Origin of the sequence: Micromonospora olivasterospora (assembly GCF_007830265.1) — a bacterium.
GTDB classification, from domain to species: domain Bacteria; phylum Actinomycetota; class Actinomycetes; order Mycobacteriales; family Micromonosporaceae; genus Micromonospora; species Micromonospora olivasterospora.
Genome location: NZ_VLKE01000001.1, coordinates 1,237,327 through 1,257,836 on the forward strand (window position 1 = coordinate 1,237,327; position 20,510 = coordinate 1,257,836).

General features: G+C 69.7%; 20 protein-coding genes, 1 tRNA gene and 1 pseudogene. 13 read left to right on the forward strand and 9 right to left on the reverse strand.

The window, feature by feature from the left end; all coding sequences use genetic code 11:
- Positions 1 to 19: 19 nt before the first annotated feature.
- Entirely contained in the window at positions 20 to 421 is a 402-nt protein-coding gene (locus tag JD77_RS05435) for a rhodanese-like domain-containing protein (protein ID WP_145777432.1), read from the forward strand.
- A 34-nt stretch (positions 422 to 455) separates the two neighbouring features.
- Here the strand turns inward: JD77_RS05435 and JD77_RS05440 are convergent, their stop codons facing one another.
- The 5 genes from JD77_RS05440 to ssb all read right to left on the reverse strand — a co-directional run bounded on the left by JD77_RS05440 (position 456) and on the right by ssb (position 5,003).
- Positions 456 to 740, reverse strand: coding sequence for a hypothetical protein (locus JD77_RS05440; protein WP_145773306.1), 285 nt, complete (start codon positions 738 to 740; stop codon positions 456 to 458).
- Positions 741 to 793: 53 nt separating this feature from the next.
- A complete protein-coding gene (locus JD77_RS05445; protein ID WP_145773307.1) occupies positions 794 to 1,270 on the reverse strand; it encodes a hypothetical protein in 477 nt (158 codons plus the stop codon).
- A 9-nt stretch (positions 1,271 to 1,279) separates the two neighbouring features.
- Positions 1,280 to 2,836 carry a cobyric acid synthase gene (locus tag JD77_RS05450; RefSeq protein ID WP_145773308.1) on the reverse strand — a complete coding sequence of 519 codons (1,557 nt, stop codon included), beginning with the start codon at positions 2,834 to 2,836 and terminating at the stop codon, positions 1,280 to 1,282.
- Entirely contained in the window at positions 2,833 to 3,855 is a 1,023-nt protein-coding gene (locus tag JD77_RS05455; protein WP_145773309.1) for a cobalamin biosynthesis protein, read from the reverse strand. The genes JD77_RS05450 and JD77_RS05455 overlap by 4 nt, the downstream gene beginning before the upstream one ends.
- 260 nt (positions 3,856 to 4,115) lie before the next feature.
- Entirely contained in the window at positions 4,116 to 5,003 is an 888-nt protein-coding gene (gene ssb, locus JD77_RS05460) for a single-stranded DNA-binding protein (protein ID WP_145773310.1), read from the reverse strand.
- Between the two features lie 314 nt (positions 5,004 to 5,317).
- On the opposite strand from ssb, the gene JD77_RS05465 reads away from it, so the two are divergent.
- From JD77_RS05465 to JD77_RS05495, 7 genes are all read left to right on the forward strand, one after another.
- Positions 5,318 to 5,737, forward strand: coding sequence for an HPF/RaiA family ribosome-associated protein (locus JD77_RS05465; RefSeq protein ID WP_145773311.1), 420 nt, complete (start codon positions 5,318 to 5,320; stop codon positions 5,735 to 5,737).
- Positions 5,738 to 5,840: 103 nt separating this feature from the next.
- Positions 5,841 to 6,890, forward strand: a complete 1,050-nt coding sequence (locus JD77_RS05470) for an alpha/beta hydrolase (RefSeq protein WP_246140533.1) — start codon at positions 5,841 to 5,843, stop codon at positions 6,888 to 6,890.
- Between the two features lie 131 nt (positions 6,891 to 7,021).
- Positions 7,022 to 7,094 (forward strand) — tRNA-Arg (locus JD77_RS05475).
- A gap of 68 nt (positions 7,095 to 7,162) precedes the next feature.
- The gene (locus tag JD77_RS05480) at positions 7,163 to 8,647 is read left to right on the forward strand and encodes a tyrosine-type recombinase/integrase (RefSeq protein ID WP_246140534.1); all 1,485 of its coding nucleotides are present in this window, start codon (positions 7,163 to 7,165) and stop codon (positions 8,645 to 8,647) included.
- Positions 8,648 to 8,792: 145 nt separating this feature from the next.
- Positions 8,793 to 10,376 (forward strand): site-specific DNA-methyltransferase, encoded by a 1,584-nt coding sequence (locus JD77_RS05485; RefSeq protein WP_145773313.1) that lies wholly within the window; start codon positions 8,793 to 8,795, stop codon positions 10,374 to 10,376.
- Positions 10,373 to 12,820: a DEAD/DEAH box helicase gene (locus tag JD77_RS05490; RefSeq protein WP_145773314.1), complete on the forward strand. Its 2,448-nt coding sequence runs from the start codon at positions 10,373 to 10,375 to the stop codon at positions 12,818 to 12,820. Before JD77_RS05485 ends, JD77_RS05490 begins: the two co-directional genes overlap by 4 nt.
- Before the next feature lie 325 nt (positions 12,821 to 13,145).
- Positions 13,146 to 14,180 (forward strand): NAD-dependent epimerase/dehydratase family protein, encoded by a 1,035-nt coding sequence (locus tag JD77_RS05495; RefSeq protein WP_145773315.1) that lies wholly within the window; start codon positions 13,146 to 13,148, stop codon positions 14,178 to 14,180.
- Here the strand turns inward: JD77_RS05495 and JD77_RS05500 are convergent.
- Positions 14,160 to 15,371 carry a hypothetical protein gene (locus JD77_RS05500; protein ID WP_246140535.1) on the reverse strand — a complete coding sequence of 404 codons (1,212 nt, stop codon included), beginning with the start codon at positions 15,369 to 15,371 and terminating at the stop codon, positions 14,160 to 14,162. The genes JD77_RS05495 and JD77_RS05500 overlap by 21 nt on opposite strands.
- Before the next feature lie 261 nt (positions 15,372 to 15,632).
- On the opposite strand from JD77_RS05500, the gene JD77_RS05505 reads away from it, so the two are divergent.
- The 5 genes and pseudogenes from JD77_RS05505 to JD77_RS33390 form a co-directional block, all read left to right on the forward strand.
- The gene (locus tag JD77_RS05505; RefSeq protein ID WP_145773316.1) at positions 15,633 to 16,874 is read left to right on the forward strand and encodes an IS256 family transposase; all 1,242 of its coding nucleotides are present in this window, start codon (positions 15,633 to 15,635) and stop codon (positions 16,872 to 16,874) included.
- Entirely contained in the window at positions 16,871 to 17,071 is a 201-nt protein-coding gene (locus JD77_RS05510; protein WP_145773317.1) for a hypothetical protein, read from the forward strand. Before JD77_RS05505 ends, JD77_RS05510 begins: the two co-directional genes overlap by 4 nt.
- 324 nt (positions 17,072 to 17,395) lie before the next feature.
- Entirely contained in the window at positions 17,396 to 17,692 is a 297-nt protein-coding gene (locus JD77_RS05515; protein ID WP_246140536.1) for a hypothetical protein, read from the forward strand.
- Between the two features lie 172 nt (positions 17,693 to 17,864).
- Entirely contained in the window at positions 17,865 to 18,005 is a 141-nt protein-coding gene (locus tag JD77_RS32755; RefSeq protein WP_211372494.1) for a hypothetical protein, read from the forward strand.
- A pseudogene (locus JD77_RS33390) lies at positions 17,999 to 18,271 on the forward strand (hypothetical protein); the annotation flags it as partial. The gene JD77_RS32755 and the pseudogene JD77_RS33390, both read left to right, overlap by 7 nt.
- A 211-nt stretch (positions 18,272 to 18,482) precedes the next feature.
- Here JD77_RS33390 and JD77_RS05525 read toward each other — a convergent pair.
- The 3 genes from JD77_RS05525 to JD77_RS05535 all read right to left on the reverse strand — a co-directional run bounded on the left by JD77_RS05525 (position 18,483) and on the right by JD77_RS05535 (position 20,484).
- Positions 18,483 to 19,070 (reverse strand): hypothetical protein, encoded by a 588-nt coding sequence (locus tag JD77_RS05525; protein WP_211372495.1) that lies wholly within the window; start codon positions 19,068 to 19,070, stop codon positions 18,483 to 18,485.
- Between the two features lie 224 nt (positions 19,071 to 19,294).
- Positions 19,295 to 19,759, reverse strand: coding sequence for a GNAT family N-acetyltransferase (locus tag JD77_RS05530; protein ID WP_145773320.1), 465 nt, complete (start codon positions 19,757 to 19,759; stop codon positions 19,295 to 19,297).
- Positions 19,760 to 19,803: 44 nt separating this feature from the next.
- Entirely contained in the window at positions 19,804 to 20,484 is a 681-nt protein-coding gene (locus tag JD77_RS05535) for a hypothetical protein (RefSeq protein ID WP_145773321.1), read from the reverse strand.
- Positions 20,485 to 20,510 lie beyond the last annotated feature (26 nt).

Consider the following 20,510-nt stretch of genomic DNA (forward strand, 5'->3'; position numbering starts at 1 on the left):
GGCCGTGCGCCACAACGTGATGAGCCCGGGCGTCGACGCCCTGCTGGAACAGGCCCGCTCCGGGGTCCGCCGGCTGACCCCGCACGAAACGGTCGAGGCGGTACGCCTCGGCGCGCTGCTCGTCGACACCCGCACCGAACACCAGCGCCGGCAGCAGGGCGAGCTGCCCGGCGCGGTCGTCATCGACCGGACGGTGCTGGAGTGGCGACTCGACCCGGCCAGCGAGTGGCGCATCCCCGAGGCCACCGGCTACGACCGGGAGATCGTGCTGGTGTGCCGCGAGGGCTACAGCTCCAGCCTCGCCGTCGCCAGCCTGCGGGCGCTCGGGCTGCACCGCGCCACCGACCTGATCGGCGGGGTGGAGGCGTGGCGGGAGGCGGGGCTGCCGATGTCCGACCGACCCGCCGACGTCCGTCTCTGAGCGCCGCGGGTCGGGCGCGGCCGGGCCCGCCGTCTCAGGCCGGCGGGGCGATCCGGTCCAGCCAGTCGGCCGCCTCGGCCGGCGGGAGCGCCCCGGCCACGGTCAGCGACGCGGACATCATCGGGAACCGCCGGATGTTGTTCCAGCTCCGCTGGTACGGCGGCGGGTCCAACACGACGACCCGGGCGCCCTCGAACAGCGGGATGTCCGCCGGCGCGCCCTCGTTCCAGATCCACTTGCCGTACCCGTCGACCAGGTTGAAGCTGCCGACGACCGTGCCGCCGAACCGCTCCTCCGGCGCGTCGGTGGCCACCGCCACCCAGGCCGGGTCGACGGTCAGCCCCTCGACGAGCCCCCGCTCGGCCGACCCGCTCAGCGCCCCGGCGAGCAGGGTGTGCAGCTGGAATGCACCGCGTCGAACGCGGCCTCCTCGGTCCCGTACGCCTCGGTGAGGACGCCGATCGACTCGTCCATGCCGCCCGGGTCCTCGGGGTCCGGCAGCTCGTCGTCGCCGCGTACCCGCTGCCAGCCGACCCGGAACCGCGCCGCCCCCGCGAGCGCGGTGGCGAACCCGTCGGCGGCCGGGGCGACCAGCGTGTCCGGGCGGGCACCCAGCTCGACCAGCGCCCCGCAGAGGACGGAGAACTGCCCGCCCGCGCCGGTGCCGAGCTGCGGCAGCAGCGCCACGCACCGCGGCAGCGCCTCGTCCAGCTCCGCGACGGACGCCTGCTGCGCCGCCTCCCACACCCGCGGGACTGCCCTGGTCATGGCGGCGCCGTCGCGCTCGCGTACGGCCACCTCGACCGCGGCGACCCGGTCCGCCAGTCTCCCCCTGCGGTTGAAGATCATCGCGGCAGCCTAGCCCGTGGCGGTGGGCGGCGCGCCGGGTGGGACGAACGGGAGCTTACCGGGCGGTCCGGACTCGATCAGCCGCCACAGCGCGTCGGTGTCGAGGTGCTCCTCGACCATGTCGCCGAGCAGGTCCAGGGACCGCTCCCGGGCGGCGGCGAACGCCGTGTCCGGGGCGACCCGGAAGCCCGACCGGCCGGCGAGCCGTGCCACCTCGGTGAGGAACCGGCGGCGGAACGCGTCCGACTCGAACGCGCCATGCCAGTGCGTGCCGCACACCGCGCCGAGCACCGCCCCCTCGCCGGCCCCGTCCGCGTACGTCAGCAGGGGCGCCAGCGCCGGGTCGGCGGACGAGACGTACCCGTGGTGGATCTCGTACCCGCGGACCGGGACGCCCGGGTCCGCGACGGCGACGCCGGCCGACTGCCGGACGGTCTTGCGCGGGTCGAACGTGACCTCGATCGGCAGCAGATTCAGGCCCGGGACGCTGCCCTCGCGGCTCTCCACCGGGTCGTGGATGGCCCGGCCGAGCATCTGGAACCCGCCGCAGATGCCCAGCAGCGGCCGGCCCGCCGCCGCGTGCGCGAGCACGGCGTCGGCCAGCCCGGTCTCCCGCAGCCAGGCCAGGTCCGCCACCGTGGACTTGGAGCCGGGCAGCACGACCAGGTCGGCGGCGGCCAGCTCGGCGGGCTCCACGGTCAGCCGGACCCGCACGCCGGGCTCGGTGGCCAGCGCCTCGACGTCGGTGGCGTTGCTGATCCGGGGCAGCCGGACCACGGCGACGTCCAGCCAGTCGGTGCCGCGCGGGGCGGCCGGCCGGCCGAGCACCCGCCCGTACGCGAGCGAGTCCTCGGCGTCCAGCCACAGGTCCAGGTGCCAGGGCAGCACCCCGTACGTCGGGCGGCCGGTGACCTGGCGCAGCATGTCGAGCCCCGGCCGGAGCAGCCCGAGGTCGCCCCGGAACTTGTTGATGACGAACCCGGCGACCAGCGCCTGGTCGGCCGGGTCGAGCAGGGCGACCGTGCCGAACATCGAGGCGAACACCCCGCCCCGGTCGATGTCGCCGACCACGATCGTGGGCAGGTCGGCGTGCCGGGCGAGCCCCATGTTCACGTAGTCGCCGGCCCGCAGGTTGATCTCCGCCGGGCTGCCGGCGCCCTCGCAGACCACCACGTCGTACGCCTCGCGCAGCTCGGCGAGCGCGGCGAAGGCCGCCTCGGCGAGCCGGGGCCGCAGGGCGTGGTAGTTCCCGGCGGCGATCGTGTCGACGGCCTGCCCGAGCAGGACGACCTGGCTGGACCGGTCGCTGCCCGGCTTGAGCAGCACCGGGTTGAAGCGCAGGTCGGGGGCGACCCCGCAGGCCGCCGCCTGCATCGCCTGGGCGCGGCCGATCTCGCCGCCCCGCCCGTCGGCGCCGACCACCACCGCCGAGTTGTTGGACATGTTCTGCGCCTTGAACGGCGCCACCTTCACCCCGCGGCGGTGCAGCCAGCGGCAGATCCCGGCGGTGAGCACGCTCTTGCCCGCGTCGGAGGTCGTCCCGGCGACCAGCAGCCCCCCGCTCACCGGCCGGCCCCCTCGTGCGCGGCGGCGGCCCGCGTCAGGGCGCGCCAGCCCCGGCGCCACACAACGCCGACCAGCCGACCGGCGGTGACCGGGTACGCGGCGGCCAGGCCGAGGGCGGCCAGCCCCACCGCGCCGGAGATCCGGGCGGCCCGCTTCAGGTGCCGCGCCTCCGGGCGGGGCCCGTCGCCGAGGAACGGCCGCACCTCCGACCGCCCGAAGTAGACGTTCCGACCCCCGAGCCGTACGCCGAGCGCCCCCGCCATCGCCGCCTCGCACTGCCCAGCGTTCGGGCTCGGGTGGTCGTTGCGGTCCCGGCGCCACACCCGCCACGCCCGCGCCCGGTCCCCGCGCGCGACGGGGGCGGCAACGATCGTGAGCAGCCCGGTCAGCCGGGCCGGCACCAGGTTGAGCAGGTCGTCCAGGCGGGCGGCCGGGGTGCCGAAGCGCGCGTACCGGGGCGAGCGGTGGCCGACCATCGCGTCCAGGGTGTTGGCCGCCCGGTAGCCGAGCAGGCCGGGCAGCCCGGCGACCGCGCCCCAGAACAGCGGCGCCACCACGGCGTCCGAGGTGTTCTCGGCGACGGACTCGACGGTGGCGCGGGCCAACTCCGGCTCGTCCAGGGTGGACGGGTCCCGGCCGCAGAGGTGCCCCAGCCGGCCGCGGGCCGCCGGCAGGTCGCCGCCACGCAGCGCCCGCCCCATCAGCCCCGCCTCGCGGCGCAGCGTCCGGCCGCCGAGCACGGTCCAGGTGCCGGCGGCCACCAGCGCGGCCCGCCCGACCGGGTGCCGCCGGGTGGCGACCGCCGCGCCCGTCCCGACCAGCACCGGCACCCCCACGGCGAGCGCGGTGAACACGGCTCCGGCCGTGCGCTCCGGCCGGTACACCCGCCGCTCCAGGGCCCGGGCGGCCCGGCCGAAGCCGGCCACCGGATGCCAGCGGCGCGGATCGCCGAGGAGGAGGTCCAGGGCGTACCCGGCCACCAGTCCTGCCGAGTTCGCCACGGCCGTCGAATGCCGCACCCGCCACCACCTCCGGCCGGCAGCCTAACCGGACCTCTCCCCCACGCCGCCCCCCAGGCCCCGACCTCTCCTCGGCGATCAAGAAGTTTGCGTCGGTCTTGATCTCCGCGACTGCCGCAAGGCTCTTGATCGCCGGATGCGGGCGGGCAGATGGCCGGGGGCGGGCCGCCGCTGTCGATCGAGGGGTCGGGGTTCTGGCCTCACCGGTGGAGCCTGTCGGGCTGCCCCGTGCCGACCCGACAGGCGTCCGCGGCTGATCGTCAGGCGGGCACCGGGACCCGTCCGCCGGCCCGCCTACCCCCACGTTTCGCGGGCGCCCCGCCCGACTCCCCCGCGGAGGGTTCCGGCTCGTCCTGTCCAGCCCCGCCGGCCGGCTCGACGCCGTCGAGCTGTTCCGCGTCCGCGGGCAGCGGCGACAAGGGATCCGCCACGTCGCTCAGCTCGTCCAGGTCCTCGCCGTCGCCGAGTCCGCCGTCGTCCTCGGGGTCGTCGGGGGCCTCGTCCGCGTCGTCGACCCAGCCGCGGAGGGAGCCGACCCGGAGACCGACGAAGGACTCGGCCTCCGAGTCGTCGACAGCGACAGGGCCGCCGGGCAGGCCCCGCCCGGCCGACGGGGCGTCGAACGAGACGCGCGCCGGGTCGAAGCCGTTCCGCTCGAAGTCCTCGTCGAACGGGCGGTTATCCGGCGAGGCGGGCGCCTGCCCCTGCGGGACGCGCTCGGTCGGCTCGCCGTGCACCCGGCTCTCGGCCTCGGCGTCCTCCACCGTGCTGGTGGCCATGCTCGGCCGGTTGCGCAGGAACCGCGCCCGCCCTCGGGACAGGTCGTGCCCGACCGCGACCGCCTCCAACTCGTACACGGTGCGGTGGTTGCCGGCGTCGTCGGTCCAGTCCCGGGTGTAGAGGCGCCCGACGACCACCACCGGGTCGCCGACCATCACGGAGGAGGCGACCCCCTCGGCCAGCTTCCGCCAGCAGTTGACCCGTACGCGAAGGCTGTTGCCGTCGACCCACCGGCCGCTGTCCCGGTCGAGCCGGCGGGCGGTGGAGGCCACCTTGAAGTTGGCCACCAGCGTGTTGCTCTGGGTGGTGCGTCGCCACTCCGGGGTGGTCAGAACATTCCCGACAATCGTTACATAGGTATCGAACATCGTCCCTCCAGGGGATCCAGGCGTGCCGTGGCGAGTCGACTCACCGGCGAGCCTTGCCGCCGCGACGCCGCACCGCCACCAGCGACCGGCGACCTGTGGACGACGGGGCCGGCTGTGGACAACCGCCTGATCAAGGTCCCGGTGTGCTAACCGAAGATCCCGGCGGGTGGACGGGAAGGGGTGTTTCCGCGGGCGCCGCGCCTGGGTACGGCTCTGGTCAACCGAATCTGGCAACCGAAGCGACGAGAAGGGCCACGGATGATGACTGGACCGCGTACGACCGGCACCCTCCACAACGAGGGCGGGGCGCGCCGATGAGCGCCGTGACGAATCCCGCGACCGTGGCGGAGTGCCTGCGCGTCGGCGCGGGGTTCACGCAGGGCGACCGGAACTGGATCGCCGAGCGGTTCGCCACCCTCGATGCCAGACTGGCCGGCTTCCACGCCGACGCCACCGAGCTGGAGGTCTCGGTGAAGGACCGGAACGCCCGGGGGCAGAAGGTCACGCTGGAGTGCTGGATTGCCGGCCGGCAGCGGATCGTGACCACCTCCACGGAGGAGGACCTGCACACGGCGCTCAACGACGTCCGCGACGACCTGCGCCGGCGGCTCAACGACGCCAAGACCCGGCAGGAGCCCCGCAGCAACAAGCACATCCGCGAGCTCGGCCAGCCCGAGGTCGGAGCGGGCGAGGGCGGGGCCGACCTGGCCCGCGGGGACGCCGAGCCGACCTGACCAGGACCGGCGACGGTGGGGCTCCGGCATCCCCGGTAGGCGGATGCCCCACTTTCCCCGGCGGGGCTACCGACGGGTAGGCGCGGGGCGTACCGTCGCGGTCGTGGAACCGGACGTGCTGGGGCCGCCCTACGAGCGGCAGACGATCGACCTGGGCACCGACGACGAGGGCCCCGTCGTCGCGACCCTGGTCCGCCGGCGGGCCGACCGCCCGACCCGCCGGGCGGTGCTCTACGTGCACGGCTACGTCGACTACTTCTTCCAGACCCACCTGGCCGACTTCTTCGCCGAGCGGGGCTGGGACTTCTACGCACTCGACCTGCGCAAGTACGGCCGCAGCCTGCTGCCGCACCAGACTCCCAACTTCTGCCGCGACCTCGGCGACTACTTCCCCGAGCTGGACGCCGCCGCGAAGATCGTCCGTGACGGCGACGGCCACGACACGCTGCTCGCCATGGGCCACTCCACCGGCGGCCTGATCCTGTCGCTCTGGTCGCACGCCCGCCGCGACGCCGGCCTGGTCGACGGGCTCTTCCTCAACAGCCCCTTCTTCGACATCAAGGCTCCCTGGCTGGTGCGCCGGCCCCTCGCGGCCGCCGTCTCCCGCCTGGGCCGCAGGGCGCCGCGCCGTGCCCTCCCCATCGGCCTGGGCACCGTGTACGGCGAGAGCCTGCACGCCGAACACCGGGGCGAGTGGACGTACGACCTGGCCTGGAAGCCGCTCGCCGGGTTCCCGGTCCGGGTCGGCTGGCTGGACGCGGTCCGCACCGCCCAGCGCCAACTGCGCGCCGGCCTCGAGATCCCGGTGCCGGTGCTGGTCGCCTGCTCCACCCGCACCTACCGGGGCAGCAGGTGGCACGACTCGGCGGCCCTCGCCGACGCCGTGCTGGACGTGGAGCACATCGTGCGCTGGGCGCCCCGCCTCGGCCGGCACGTCACCCTGGCCCGCTTCGACGGCGGCCTGCACGACCTGACGCTGTCCGGCCCCACCGTGCGGGAGAAGGTCTTCGCGGAGGTGGGCCGGTGGGCGGAGGCGCTCCTCGCCGCCGGGCCGACCGCCCCGGTTCCCGCCAGTCGTCAGCCGACCGGGGAACCGGACGGAACGGACACCGCCGGCGAGCCGAGGCAGGCCGACGCCACCGCCCAGGGGTGACCCGAGCGGGGCTGAAACGGGGATGCCCGGCGAGGGCGGGACGTGCGACGCTGTGCGGGCGCCGAGGGCCGCCCCGTTGCACCCTTCCGCGCCGCTTCGGCGGTACCCTCTTGGCGCGACACGCACGACGCGCGCCCGTAGCTCAGCGGATAGAGCAGGGGACTTCTAATCCCAAGGCCGCAGGTTCGAATCCTGCCGGGCGCACAGGCACTTCTCTAACTTGACCGGCTCGCGTGGGGCTATTCGTGGTGCGAGCGAGCTACGGTGGCCCCGTGGCAGCCTCGAATGGACGTAGCAAGCGCCAGCGCGGCGAGATCGAAACCCTGCCCAGCGGGTCACTGCGCGTGAAGGTCTATGCCGGCGTCGATCCGATCAGCGGGAAGCGGCACTACCTCACCGAGACCATCCCCGCCGGCCGTACGGCGGCCAAGGAAGCGGAGAAGGTGCGTACCCGGCTGCTGGCCCAGGTGGACGAGCGGCGCAACCCGCGCACACGCGCGACGCTCGACCAACTCCTAGACCGGTGGCTTGAGGTCGCCGACATCGAGGCCACCACCCGCATGGGCTACGTGAACAAGCTCAACAAACACGTCCGGCCGGTCCTCGGCAAGCTGCCCGTTGGCCGGCTCGACGCCGAGACCTTGGAATCGTTCTACGCGAGCCTGCGCCGCTGCCGGGACTGGTGCGGCGGCAAGGCGTACGTCAAGCACCGGGTAGAGGGCGACCACCGATGCACCGCGAAGTGTCAGCCGCACGTCTGCAAGCCGCTCAGCCCTTCATCCGTGCGGCAGATCCACTGGATTCTGAGCGGTGCGCTGAGCCGCGCCGTCCGGTGGCGCTGGATCGCCGTCAACCCCGCCGGGCAGGCTGAACCACCCGCGCCGCCCCATCCCGATCCGCAGCCACCGAATCCGGCCGATGCCGCACGCATCATCAACGAGGCATGGCGCGACCCAGACTGGGGCGCGCTCATCTGGCTGGCCATGACCACCGGCGCCCGCCGCGGTGAGCTGTGCGCGCTGCGCTGGCACCACCTCGACCTGGCCGCCGGCGTGCTGACGCTGCGGCGCAGTGCCTACCTCGACGACAACGGCGAGGTGCAGGAGAAGGACACCAAGACTCACCAGCAACGGCGCGTTGCGCTCGATCCCGAGACCATCGAAGTGCTCACCGAGCTGCACGCCCGGTACGCCGATCGCCTGGCGCAGCTCGACGCAACGGCCGACCCTGCTGATTACGTCTTCTCCCCCGAGCCAGACAACAGCCGGGGCTACCGGCCCGACACCATCACCCAGCGATACGGCCGGCTCGCCAAGCGGCTCGGCACCGATAGCCACCTTCATGCCCTGCGCCACTACTCGGCAACTGAGCTGATCAACGCTGGCGTTGACGTGCGGACCGTCGCCGGCCGGCTCGGTCACGGTGGCGGTGGCACCACCACCCTGCGGGTTTACGCGGCATGGCTGTCGGAGTCCGACCAGCGGGCCGCCGGAACACTGGCTGCTCGGATGCCGCCGCGCCCGCTCGCGGCGACTCAGCGCACGAGCAGCCCGTACCAGACGATCGCTGTCGAGCTGCGCGAGCAGATCGCGGATGGGCGACTGCGGGCCGGCGACCAGTTCCCCACGGTTACCGAGCTGGCTGCGACGCACAGCGTCTCGGTTGGCACCGCTCACCGTGCCGTGGCGCTGCTGACGGCGGAAGGTTTGGTGAGCGTTGCCCGAGGCCGCCGCGCGACCGTGGCCCATGTCGAGTGACGCTGCCCGCGAGGGGCTTGCGGCTTGCCGGTCAGGACCTCTGGCCGGCAGCACCCGCCCAAAGCCCCACCGAGGGCCAAACACTGCCTTCTGTCCCGCGTCGCCTTGCCGATAGGCTCGCAGGACGCAGAGAGTGGAGTAGAACATGAGCGGCCGTCTGACTCTGTCGTGGGTCAACAAGGACAAGGCACTTGTGCCAACAGACGATGGCAGCTACCAGTGGGTTGAGCGCGACGATCCCCGCGTAACGGAGGTTCGCCTGCTGCAACAGCGAGAGCGCGTCGGCGACGTCACAGACGGCCCTGAGGACAACCTCCTGATCCGCGGGGATAGTTATGACGCCCTCCACGCACTGGCCCGAACGCCTGAATACGCGGCGCGCTACAGGGGAAAGGTTAACCTCGTCTATATTGACCCGCCGTTCAATACCAATCAGGCGTTCGAGGACTACGAAGACTCACTGGAGCACTCCGTCTGGCTCGGAATGATGCGCGAGCGCCTTCTACTCGTCCGAGATCTTCTGGCCGACGGCGGGTCCGTCTGGGTACATCTTGACGATGCCGAGGTGGCGTATTGCCGGGTCTTGATGGACGAGATTTTCGGCCGAGCGAATTTTATTGCTACGGTCGTTTGGAAGCGCCGCAACGATCCAAGAAATACCGCTACCCACATCTCAGCCGATCACGACTTTATTCTCTGCTACGCCAAAGAATTAGGATCTACCAAGTTCCAGCACCTGCCTCGGACGGAGGCGATGGACTCCGCTTACGTCAATCCTGACGGAGATCTGCGTGGCCCCTGGAGGCGGGGTGACCTGGCAGCCCGCAACTTCTATTCTAAGGGCCTCTATCCCGTAACTACGCCTAGCGGCCGTCTCATTGCCGGCCCGCCATCCGGAAGCTACTGGCGGGTGTCGGAGGACGAGCTCAAGCGTTTGGACGCGGATGGTCGCATTTACTGGGGTCCTGACGGAAGTAGCAGGCCTTACCTCAAGCGATATCTAAGCGAGGTCAAGGGTGGCCGTGTGCCCTCATCGGTCTGGCATCCCGAAGAGGTAGGCTTTGTCCGCAACGGCAAGGAGGAAGTCCGAGCCCTTGTGGGGGACGTCTTTGCTACCCCCAAACCCGAGCGACTTCTTGAAAGGGTAATCCAGATCGCCACCCGGCCGGGTGACGTCGTCTTGGACTGCTTTGCCGGCTCTGGCACTACTGGGGCAGTTGCGCAAAAGCTTAACCGGAAGTGGGTCCTAGTTGAGGCGTCGTCGCTAACGGTTGAGAAGTTCACAAAGCCACGGCTCGAAAAGGTCGTTTGCGGCGAAGATAAGGGAGGCGTCACTAAGGACGTCTCCTGGGATGGCGGAGGCGGCTTTCGCGTGCTTGAAATCGGACCCTCGCTCTACGAGAGGTTCGGGAGCAGACTCCTGCTCGCCGACTGGGCGAAAGGCGAGGAGTTCTCGCGGGCCGTCGCAGCGCAGCTTCGCTTCGCATACAAAGCAGATGGTCCATTCTGCGGAAGCAAGGGGCGGACTCGCCTCGCCGTGATTGACGGCGTAGCCGACGACGTTGTCGTGCGTTCTGTCGTGTCGCACCTCGAAGAGGAAGAGCGTGTCACTATCGTGGCGAAAGGTGCAAGCCCGGAGGCAGCGGAAACACTAGCCTGGGTTTCAAAGGGCTCCCGCCTCCTTAAGGCGCCCGCCGACTTGACTCGCAGTGGGAGAGTCGTCCGATGAGCTGGCTACCCTACGACGAGTCACTCGTTGACGAAATCGCCGCACGTATGGCGCTACGACGCCCCAACGCGGAGGCGCTGAAGGCCGTCGCACAGAAAATCGAGGCAGGCGACGGACAAGAGGTGGTCTGCGACCTCGCAACTGGTGTGGGGAAGACCTACCTTGCCGCAGCCTTCCTGGACTACCTCGCAGCAAAGGGCATCCGCAACGTACTGATCGTCACACCAGGAAAGACGATTCAGGACAAGACCGTTGCCAACTTCACCCCGGGGCATCCAAAACACATCCCTGGATCAGAATACCAGCCAATTCTTATAACCTCGGAGAATTTTGCGCGAGGTCAGGTGGGCGATGCACTCCACGATGACAGCGTGCTGAAGCTTTTTGTTTTCAATGTTCAGCAGCTCATCAAGCCGACAGTCCTCACGTCACGCAGGGTGCGGGAGACAGACGAGTTCATCGGATCAGGGCTTTATGACCACCTCGAAAACGCGGACGACCTGGTCATTCTTGCCGACGAGCATCACGTATACCGATCAAGCGCCAGAGCGTTTGGATCCGCAGTCCGCGAGCTAAACCCTCGCGCGCTCGTAGGGCTAACGGCTACGCCGGATGAGGCTGACCTCCCGAAAGTTGTTTACCAGTACACGCTTGCAGAGGCCATCGCTGACGGATGGGTCAAGATTCCAGTAATCGTATACCGCGAAGATGGAATCAAAGACATCAAGACACAGCTCGCGGATGCATGTCACCTCCGCGCTCGAAAAGAGGTGGTCTGGCGATCGTGGGCTGAAAAGAATGGCCGAGATGCAGTGACGCCCGTTCTGTTTGTCGTCTGTCAGTCGATTTCAGACGCGGAGGCGGTTGCAGAGGCCCTGACGCAAGAAAGTTACCTCCCGGGCGAAGGACAAGTACTCCTCATCACGTCGCAGTCCAGCGATCAAGCCCTCGGCGCCTTGGCGTCCGTCGAAGCGCCGGATTCACCGGTGCGTGCGGTTGTGTCGGTCGATAAGCTCAAGGAAGGCTGGGATGTTAAGAACATTGGCGTCATCGTTGGACATCGGGCCCTTGCTTCTCAGACGCTGACCGAGCAAATTTTGGGCCGAGGCCTGCGTTTGCCATTCGGTGAACGCGTCGGCGTGCCGGCAATCGACCAGGTGGACCTCGTTGCGCACGACTCCTACAGGCAGTTGCTGGCACAGAAGAACGCTCTACTACAGCAGGTGCTGCCTCCAGCCAATTCGTCGCCACCCGCCTCCAAAGGTTCGCTTCAACCTCCGCTTCCGCTGAGCGCAGATCCCCGATTTCCCAAGGTGCAGGAAATCGAAAGCCAAGGCGCCCTCAACCTCGTCGGTCCTGCAAGAATTGCGGGGGGAGAGCAACTCGACGGCTCCCTCATGCTCCAACTGGCATCGATGGATGCGGCTATGGAGCAGCATAGCCGCGATGAGCAGGTCAGCCACAAGATTCTCTACAAAGTCGAGGGTGCTCCGTCGATCACGTTTCCAAGGCGCGAGAGGGAAGTTCTGCCGGTCCACTTCTCGCTAAGCGCGATCCGCAACGCCGACGCTCAGGCCGAGGGTGCGGGCTTCCGCCATGAGTTCGCTGTACATCTCTCGCGAAAGGCCCTAATCGCAGAGCGGGACATGCTGGGCAAGGTCGTCGTCAGAGAACAGAGGCTGGAAGACGAGGACGCCACTCAGCGGTACGTCCCCGTACCGGACGTCCGCAAGGACCTAGAGGATCGGATTTGGGCTCTTGGGCTGGTGGAGCAGACCCTCTCGGAGCTCAACGCGGCTCAGCGAATCACTCGCGAGTTCCTGCTTGGCGCGGGCGTTGTAGACGATGACGACGCGGCTCTTTGGAGCGAGCGCCGAGCACAGCAAGCGGCACGGGCTGTCGCAGACCTCATCCGTACCAACTACAACGTGCGCAAGCTTCAGCCCCAGTATGCATTCCGGCCCGTCGAGATACCGATCCGGCGCCCGATGCCGAGCGATGTCGCAAGCATGTGGGACGAATTCATCAAGCGTCGTTGGTATGAGGGATGGGATCGGTCGATCCAGCCCGTTGCCAGCTTTGATGCCAAGACAACAGAATGGGCTCTTGCGCATCTTTTTGACCGGTCGAGCCTAATTCAATGGTGGATCCGAGTATACGAACCCGGCGAGGTTTGGATTGAGCGCGACAACGGACGTAAGTACTACCCAGACTTTATTATCCTCGACACCGAAGGCGCCTATTGGGTAATTGAGGGCAAGTCGGACCGAGATGCTCGTGACGTCGATGTTTTGGACAAGAAGAGGAGCGGGGAGGAGTGGGCCCGGTCCGTACGTGATGACGGACGGTTCGGCACATGGTATTACGTCTTCGCGACCGAAACGCACATCAAGCAGTCAAAGAGCTGGGAAGAGCTGCTGGTGCGGACGCGCCCAGAGCGATAGGAACCCAGCTCTCGCCATCCCGATGCTCGTATGGTGGTCAAGGGGCAGAGGGCGGGCGAAGTCGGCGCGTAGGGGTCACCTCACTGACCCAGGCTGACACGCGGGGCGGGGCGTGGGGTTCGGGCCGGCTGACTTTCCGCCCCGGCACTGTGGTGCCGGGGCGGCGGCTCCCGAAGGAGCCTTTTGCCACGCCCCGGCCGCGTCGCGTGTAGCACCTTGATCCATATCGAGGCCGGTTCAGCGTGTCAGTCGGACCACCCGCCCGCGCCAAGACGCTGTGCCGACCGCCGGTCGCGCTTCGACCGGTGCTCGGCATGATGGACGCATGCGTCTGCTGGTGCTCGGAGGAACGTGGTTCGTAGGTCGGGCGATCGTCGCTGCCGCCCTCAATGCGGGTTGGGATGTCACCACGTTCAACCGAGGCACCTCCGGCCCGGACAGCGACGGCGTCCGGGCGATCCGGGGCAGTCGAACGGAAGCCGCCGGCGTTGTCGCCCTGGCCGCCGCCGGGCCCTGGGACGCCGTAGTTGACACCTCCGGCTACGTACCGAGGAACACGCTCGACGTGGCGCGCACCCTGGCGCCGGTCGCAGACCGGTACGTCTTCATGTCGACGGTGAGCGTGTACCGCGATTGGCCGGTGAAGCCGCTCAGCGAGGATTCCGAGGTGCTGTACTGTCCGCCCGATGCCGGGCCGGACTACGGCACCGACACAGAGGACGGACCCACACGGTACGGCTACCAGAAGTCGGGGTGCGAGGCCGCCGCGTTGGCCGCGTTCGGTACGGGACGAGCAACCATCCTGCGGCCCGGGGTGGTGCTCGGGCCACGTGAGTACGTCGGCCGACTGCCCTGGTGGCTGCGCCGCGTTGCGGCCGGTGGGCGGGTTCTCGCCCCGGGGTCGCCCCATCGCACGGTCCAGCCAATCGACGTGCGGGACCTGGCCGCGTTCACGCTGCGAACGATCGCCGAGGGCACATCTGGTGCCTTAAACGTCTGCGCCCCAGTCGACGGAGCCACCTTCGGGGAGTTGCTGACCGCGTGTGCTGATGCGACGGGTGCCGCGGCCTCGTTCGGATGGGTGCCAGATTACGTGCTTCTCGCCCAGGGCGTACGCCAGTGGTCGGAACTGCCGCTGTGGCGCACCTTCGAGGGAGTCTGGCGGGTGGACTCCACCCGCGCACATGGCGCCGGCCTGCGCTGCCGCCCGCTGTCCGAAACCGTTGCCGACACCTGGCGTTGGATGGTGGAAAGCGGCGAAGTGACCGCCCACGACCGAGCCACCGAGATCGGACTCAGCCGGGACAAGGAAGCCCGCGTGCTGGCCGCATGGGAGTCGTCAGGCAAGCGGCCGGGCTGACGACTCCGCCAGCCAACCAGCGATCCGCTCGGCCAGGTGCTGCGCTTCCGAGTCCTTGTCCCACGGCGGCATCGTCAACAGCCCCTCGACCTTCGCCAGTCGACCGGTCAGCGAGACGTTCCGCTTCTGCGCGGGCAGGTCAAGAACGCCGCGGAGTGCTTCAGCAGCGCCGCCCCTGTCGTGCATATGCAGGTGCGCCGCCGCGATATCGATCTGTGTTCCGTTGATCTGCGAGTACGGCCGCCGTGCCGCCGGCTGCGATTCGTATACCTGCAACGCTTCACGGGCGCATTTCGCCGCCTGCTCACCGTTCTGCAGGTCGAGCCACGCTGCCGCCGCGCATGCCGCCGCCCTGGCTTCACCGAAACCGAATTCACCGCCTATTGACGCGCTGAGTTCGTCGGGACGAGAAGCAGACAACTCCCGATCGCGCTGCGCAGCCTGCAAAACCTCGGCAACCGAATTCGCGTCGGCGAGCAAGGCATGGGACCGAGAGGCAATGTATCGAAGCCGCAACTTCGGCTCGCCGTCGGGCGCTTTCCGGATGGCCCTGGCAAAGTAGGTCAGCGCCGCATCCGGCTCGTTACGCCAGTTCGCTAACGTCATCTGAAGGCCGTACGTCCATGCCTTCAGCGAGGCGTGCCCGGCCAGGTCTGCGTACTGCGTGGATGCCCGAGCGAGTGCGGCCGATTCGTTCCAGTGACCCAGGTCGAACGCCGTAGACGCCATGAGCGCTGTTCCCTGCCCGACGATGACGTATAGGTTAGCCAGGTCATCTGGCCTGCGTGTGCGCTCGGCCAGCTTCCGGGCTTCGTCCCTCAATCGACGCGCGGTGGCGAAAATGTCGAAGGCTGCCATTCCTCCAGATCTGGCAAGTAGGGCCATCTCCTCTTGCAGCGACTCTATCGAGTCGTCACCGATGGACCCGGCGGCCAGCAGTGGATCGTTGGCAACAAAGCTCGCAGCGTCACTCACGGCTTCTACAATGGCGTTTCCGGCGCGAGGAATTTCAGCATCGCTGCCGGCAACCATGCGAAAGAAGCGTTCTCGGGCCGAGTCAGACACCCGCTCCAGGGCCGCCGTCAGCAACTCCTGATTGGAGTTGCCGGGCACGGTATCCGGCCGGCTATGCCAATAGGCAACAGTCCTGACCGCGATCCCAAGCCAGCCTGCGAACCCCTCGTTCGTCATGCCGGCCGCGGACTGGAGAAGGCACGCCAGCGCCCCAGACCACCGTTCAATCCTCGTCATCCCCGTCTCCCGTGATCGCGGGATTGCACTACCTTGCCTGGGCTTGCATCAGGATTGCATCGCCGAAGTGCCCAGTGGCGTCCCTGATAGTGGTGTAACGCGGTTGGCGTGATCGCCGGACAGCCTGTCCGGCATAGAGCGCGGCCATCGCGTGATCTTTCGAGTGAACCTTCGACAGCACTCTCGAAAGGGACTACCGCGATGACCGCACCTCACATCATCGACCCTGCCGGCCTGCTGGGCCAGGCACTGACCGACGCGTCACCGGATCTGATGCGGCACCTGCTGTCCACGGTGATCAACTCTCTGCTGTCGGCGGAGGCCGACGCGGTCTGCGGCGCCGAGTACGGCATCGCCTCGCCGGAACGGATCAACTCCCGCAACGGCTACCGGCACCGCGAGCTCGACACCCGCATCGGCACGATCGACGTGGCCATCCCGAAACTGCGGTCGGGCTCCTACTTCCCCGAGTGGCTGCTCGAACGGCGTAAGCGGGCCGAGGCCGCGCTGGTCAGTGTGGTCGCGACCTGCTACCTGCTCGGCGTCTCCACCCGACGCATGGACAAACTCGTACAGTCGCTGGGCATCACCAGCCTGTCCAAGTCACAGGTCTCGCGGATGGCCGCCGACCTGGACGCCCAGGTCGCGGCGTTCCGCACCCGGCCGCTGAGCGAGTCGGGGCCGTTCACGTTCGTGGCCGCCGACGCGCTGACCATGAAGGTCCGCGAGCAGGGCCGGGTCGTCAACGCGGTCGTGCTGGTCGCGACCGGCGTCAACGCCGACGGCCACCGCGAGGTCCTCGGCGTCAAGGTCGCCACAAGCGAGACCAAGCAGGCATGGAACGCGTTCTTCGCCGACATGGTCGCCCGCGGCCTGACCGGCACCCTGCTGGTCACCAGCGACGCCCACGCCGGCCTGGTCGACGCGATCGCCGCGAACCTGCCCGGCGCGTCCTGGCAGAGGTGCCGCACGCACTACGCCGCGAACCTGATGGCGGTGTGTCCGAAGTCCGCGTGGCCGGCGGTCAAGACCGTGCTGCACTCGGTCTACGACCAGGTCGACGCCGCTACGGTCCACGCCCAGTTCGACAAACTCCTCGACTCGGTCAGCAGGTCGCTGCCGGCCGTGGCCGCCCACCTCGACGACGCCCGCGCCGACCTGCTCGCCTTCACCGGCTTCCCGCAACAGATCTGGCGCCAGATCTGGTCGAACAACCCCAACGAACGACTCAACAAGGAGATCCGCCGCCGCACCGACGTCGTCGGGATCTTCCCCGACCGCGACGCCGTCATCCGCCTCGTCGGTGCCGTCCTTGCCGAACAACACGACGAATGGACCGAAGGCCGCCGCTACTTCGCCCTCGACATCCTCGCCAAGGCCCGCGAGACCGCCAGAACCACCACGACGAGTCCGGACCTGCCCCAACTGGAGACCGCAGCATGACCGACGTGACCGGCGACCACACCATCCCCACCCCGGCCGAACGCAAGAAGCTCAACGCCGCCCTGGCCGCCACCGGCACCGAGACCGGCTTCTGGGACGGCCACGGCCGTCCCGCAGCCTGGCCCGACGACATCGACCGCTGGCAACCCGAAACCAACGAACCCGCCCCTGAGCAGCCCGGAACACAACCCTTCTAACCAGTACAACTCGAAAGATCAGCCGTTACACCACTTCCAGGGGCTTGACCAAGTGCCCTCCATCCGATTTCACTGGTTGCGGGCCCCAATAGCAAGTCCCACGGGTGTTCAGGAGTACCTCTTGATCGCACCCGGCACCACAAGCAACCAGGCAAACCCCGAGATGAATCCGCCTTGGCAGCGGTGGAGGCCAGGGGTGATCGGGGTTCGGCCGGTTTGAGCAGGCCCGGGGCGGGTGCTGGGTCAACGGTCGGCCGCAATGAAGCGGCCGACTGCCCCCGCCCGCTCCGGCGCCGCAATCCGAGCAACGAGGGAGGGAACGGCGTGAAGTCAGCCGTCGACGAGCCGGTGGACGCGGTGGAGAAGGTGCTCGGCGAGGTGCCGGTACCGCCGTACGTGACGCAGCAGCACGTCCAACTCGCCATGCGGGCCGTGCTGCAACACGGCCCCGAGTCCTGGCCGACCGGCGACCTGTGCCGCAGCGACCTCACCCCGTACCCCTGCCGACTGCACCGCTGGGGACGGGCCGTACTGCGCACCCGGGGCATGACCGACCGGGCCGTCGAAGACCTGATCGCCCGCGCCCAGCAGCCGGCGCGCGTACCCGACGGGCGGCGCTGAGATGTGGCCACCCCGGCGGCGAAACACCCAGCCGATCCCCCTCGCCCCGCGCCACCGGCCCACCTGGCGCCGCTGGCGGCGCTGGTGCACCTGCGGCCTACGCTGGACCACCTGCCCCGACCGCCACACACCCGTACCCACCGAGCCCAACGCCTATGGAGCTGCCCCATCCATGCGCCCGGGCCACCGGGCCGCCGCCCCGGCGCGGAACACCCGCTGGTGCGACGAGGTGACCCGCGCCAACCCCCAGGTCGGCCGGGCCGGCCGCCTCACCCCCGCCCAGACCTGGCGGGCCAACGGCGGCCACTGGTGACCCCACCACGCCCCCACCTACCCATCCGGCCACTGTGGCTGTGCCGCGCCTGCGCCGCACCCTGGCCCTGCGCCACCGCCCGACTCACCCTCCGCCACGAGCACACCCACGACCGCGTCGCCCTGCTCGTCTACCTCGGCGGGCAACTCCACGACGCCGCAGACGAGCTGTACCGACTCAACCCGCACGACGGACCGGAACCCCGGCAACTCTTCGACCGGTTCCTGGGCTGGGCGCTCATCCGGGGAACGGGCAGCTCGCCCCCACCGCCCGGCGCCGGAGTCCCTGACAACAGCCCTGCGGGTGACCGCGCCTGTTGCGTGCCCAATCCCGCGACCAATGAGGACCAAACCCGGTAAACGTGCCCAGGAACGCTGCGCCCGGATTCATCGCGCATGCGTCCGGGTCACTGGCCGCCTCGCGGTGGCAACCCCCGCTGGTCAAACCGTCGTCGCTGCCGGCGTCCTTTTCGGAGTGTCAGTTGTGCCCCGGACAGGCTGGCTCGGCGGGCGCGGCGGATATCCGGACGAAGATCTCTCCCGGCAGGTCCGTCGGTTGCGGCGGCTGGGGAGCAGGCGAGTTGCCCGGGCCGCGTACACGAACCTGGGGCCCCATGTTCGTCGCGCTCAGTAGCAGGTAGCTGGTGATTCCGCGAATGTGCTTACAGTAGCGGAGCGCGACGTCGCCGGACGGTGGGGACGGCGCCGGCACCGGCCGCCAGCCCTCGGCGGCGACCGCTGCGTGGTACGCCTCGGTCAGGGCGTCGAGTTCATACCTCTGCGGCACGGACAGCCGCAGGTCGGCCGCCGTCTCGGTGGGGTCGTCGGGCCAGTCCGGGGAGACGACACAGGCCATGGATCGCTGCACCCCGGACACCGGCTGTGCCCCGTCGGGCCGGATGGCGAACAGCGGGTCGCCGGCGTACTGATCGAGCAGACCCGGCTCGTCGGGTGGCGGGACACAGCCGGCCGCCCGGTCGTCGTCGTGGCAGCCGGACAGCCCGACCGCCACGGTGAGTAGCCCGACCACGATCGCGGCGCCGGCAGGTGCCTTCCGCCCAGCCACGGCAGTCAACACGAGCCCAGCGAAAGCAACCCGCCGGCCGCCCAGGTCATGCCGTAGAACCTCGCGCGCCGAATCTCACCGAGGCACTTCCGACCCCGGTGGGGCTGCCGGCTCTGCCCGTAGGGCTCGGCTCCTCCCATGCTCCACAATCTACTCGCGGCGCCCGTCACGCGCGTCAAGCCAAGCTCGACGCTGCGACCGGCCGCTGGGGAACCCCGAGCGAACTACAACCCCAGCGTGCCGACGGTCTGGCCGCCGCTGGACTCCCCGGTGAGCCGGAACCCCAGCCGCCGGTAGAACTCCTCCGGCCCGTCGTCGCCCGGCTCCCACGTCGTGTAGATCCGGGTCTCCCCGCGCCGCCGCGCCTCCTCGGAGACCGCCCGGACGGCGAAGCGCCCGTACCCGCGCCCCTGGCGGTCGGCGGCGATGTTCAGCCGCCACAGCCCGGACCGCAGGTCGGCCGGGTCGTCGTGCCGCCACTGGATGCGGAAGAAGCCCATCGGGAAGCCGACCAGCTCGTCGCCGTCGTAGACCAGCCGGGGCCAGGCGATCTCCCGCCACGCGTACGCCTCGGCCAGTGACTTGGCGACCGGCGCGACCAGGTGCTCCTGGTCGGGCCGTACGCGCAGCTCGCACGCGGCCTCGACGTTGTCCGGCGTGATCTCTTCGAGGCGCGGCGAGGAGGGCATGGCGCGCACCCTACCGGCGCGGCCGCCCCCGCCTCGACCCGAATTCAGCCTGGCAGCGCCGCGCGGATCCGGTCGAACGTGGCCAGCAGGTGCCCGCCGTCGCCGGGCAGGACGAGCCCGAGGCAGTGCACCTCCAGGTCGCCGTCGGGGTCCGTGTCGACGGCGAACACGGGCGCGCCGACGTACCCGTCGGGCAGGTCGGCGTCGAGCCGGACCGCGTCCCCCTCGCGGACGACGCGCTCGATGGCCAGCTCCAGCGGCCGCCGGCCGGCGGGGTCCTCCCGCACGCCGTGGGCGAGCACGAACGCCGAGGAGGGCTGGGGGCCGAGCCGGGCGATCCGGTCCGCTCCGGCGGCGAGGCCCTCGGTGACGTGCTGGAGGCGCCAGCGCCAGCCCCGCTCCCGGGCGCGCTCGTGCAGGACCGCCATCGGCAGGATCGCGGCCCCGAGATCCGGGCGGTGGATCCAGGCCGAGGCGACGCCGGTCAGGTCCAGGGCGTCGCCGGCCACGCCGGTCGGCTCGGTGACGCTGCCGCGCAGCACGATCTCGCCGCAAGGGGTGTGGGTGAGCGCGTCGGCGGTGAGCAGGTGCTCACCCCCGGGGTCGGCGTCGAAGAGGAACGCCGTGCCGGAGCCGGCGGGCCCGTCGACCGGCAGGATGGCCCGGCCGAGGAGCTGGCAGAGCCGGTAGGCGACCTCGTTCTCGGCATCGGCGTCGAGCAGCACCGGCCGAGGGTACGCCAGCGCGGGGC

Excerpts from the sequence above, each read along its gene's own strand:
- JD77_RS05485 (WP_145773313.1), top strand. The coding sequence starts at position 8,793 with ATGAGCGGCCGTCTGACTCTGTCGTGGGTCAACAAGGACAAGGCACTT.
- JD77_RS05465 (WP_145773311.1), top strand. The coding sequence starts at position 5,318 with ATGAGCGCCGTGACGAATCCCGCGACCGTGGCGGAGTGCCTGCGCGTC.
- JD77_RS05435 (WP_145777432.1), top strand. The coding sequence starts at position 20 with ATGAGCCCGGGCGTCGACGCCCTGCTGGAACAGGCCCGCTCCGGGGTC.
- JD77_RS05505 (WP_145773316.1), top strand. The coding sequence starts at position 15,633 with ATGACCGCACCTCACATCATCGACCCTGCCGGCCTGCTGGGCCAGGCA.
- JD77_RS05495 (WP_145773315.1), top strand. The coding sequence starts at position 13,146 with ATGCGTCTGCTGGTGCTCGGAGGAACGTGGTTCGTAGGTCGGGCGATC.
- JD77_RS05445 (WP_145773307.1), bottom strand. The coding sequence starts at position 1,270 with ATGATCTTCAACCGCAGGGGGAGACTGGCGGACCGGGTCGCCGCGGTC.
- JD77_RS05530 (WP_145773320.1), bottom strand. The coding sequence starts at position 19,759 with ATGCCCTCCTCGCCGCGCCTCGAAGAGATCACGCCGGACAACGTCGAG.
- JD77_RS05490 (WP_145773314.1), top strand. The coding sequence starts at position 10,373 with ATGAGCTGGCTACCCTACGACGAGTCACTCGTTGACGAAATCGCCGCA.
- JD77_RS32755 (WP_211372494.1), top strand. The coding sequence starts at position 17,865 with ATGCGCCCGGGCCACCGGGCCGCCGCCCCGGCGCGGAACACCCGCTGG.
- JD77_RS05500 (WP_246140535.1), bottom strand. The coding sequence starts at position 15,371 with ATGACGAACGAGGGGTTCGCAGGCTGGCTTGGGATCGCGGTCAGGACT.
- ssb (WP_145773310.1), bottom strand. The coding sequence starts at position 5,003 with ATGTTCGATACCTATGTAACGATTGTCGGGAATGTTCTGACCACCCCG.
- JD77_RS05510 (WP_145773317.1), top strand. The coding sequence starts at position 16,871 with ATGACCGACGTGACCGGCGACCACACCATCCCCACCCCGGCCGAACGC.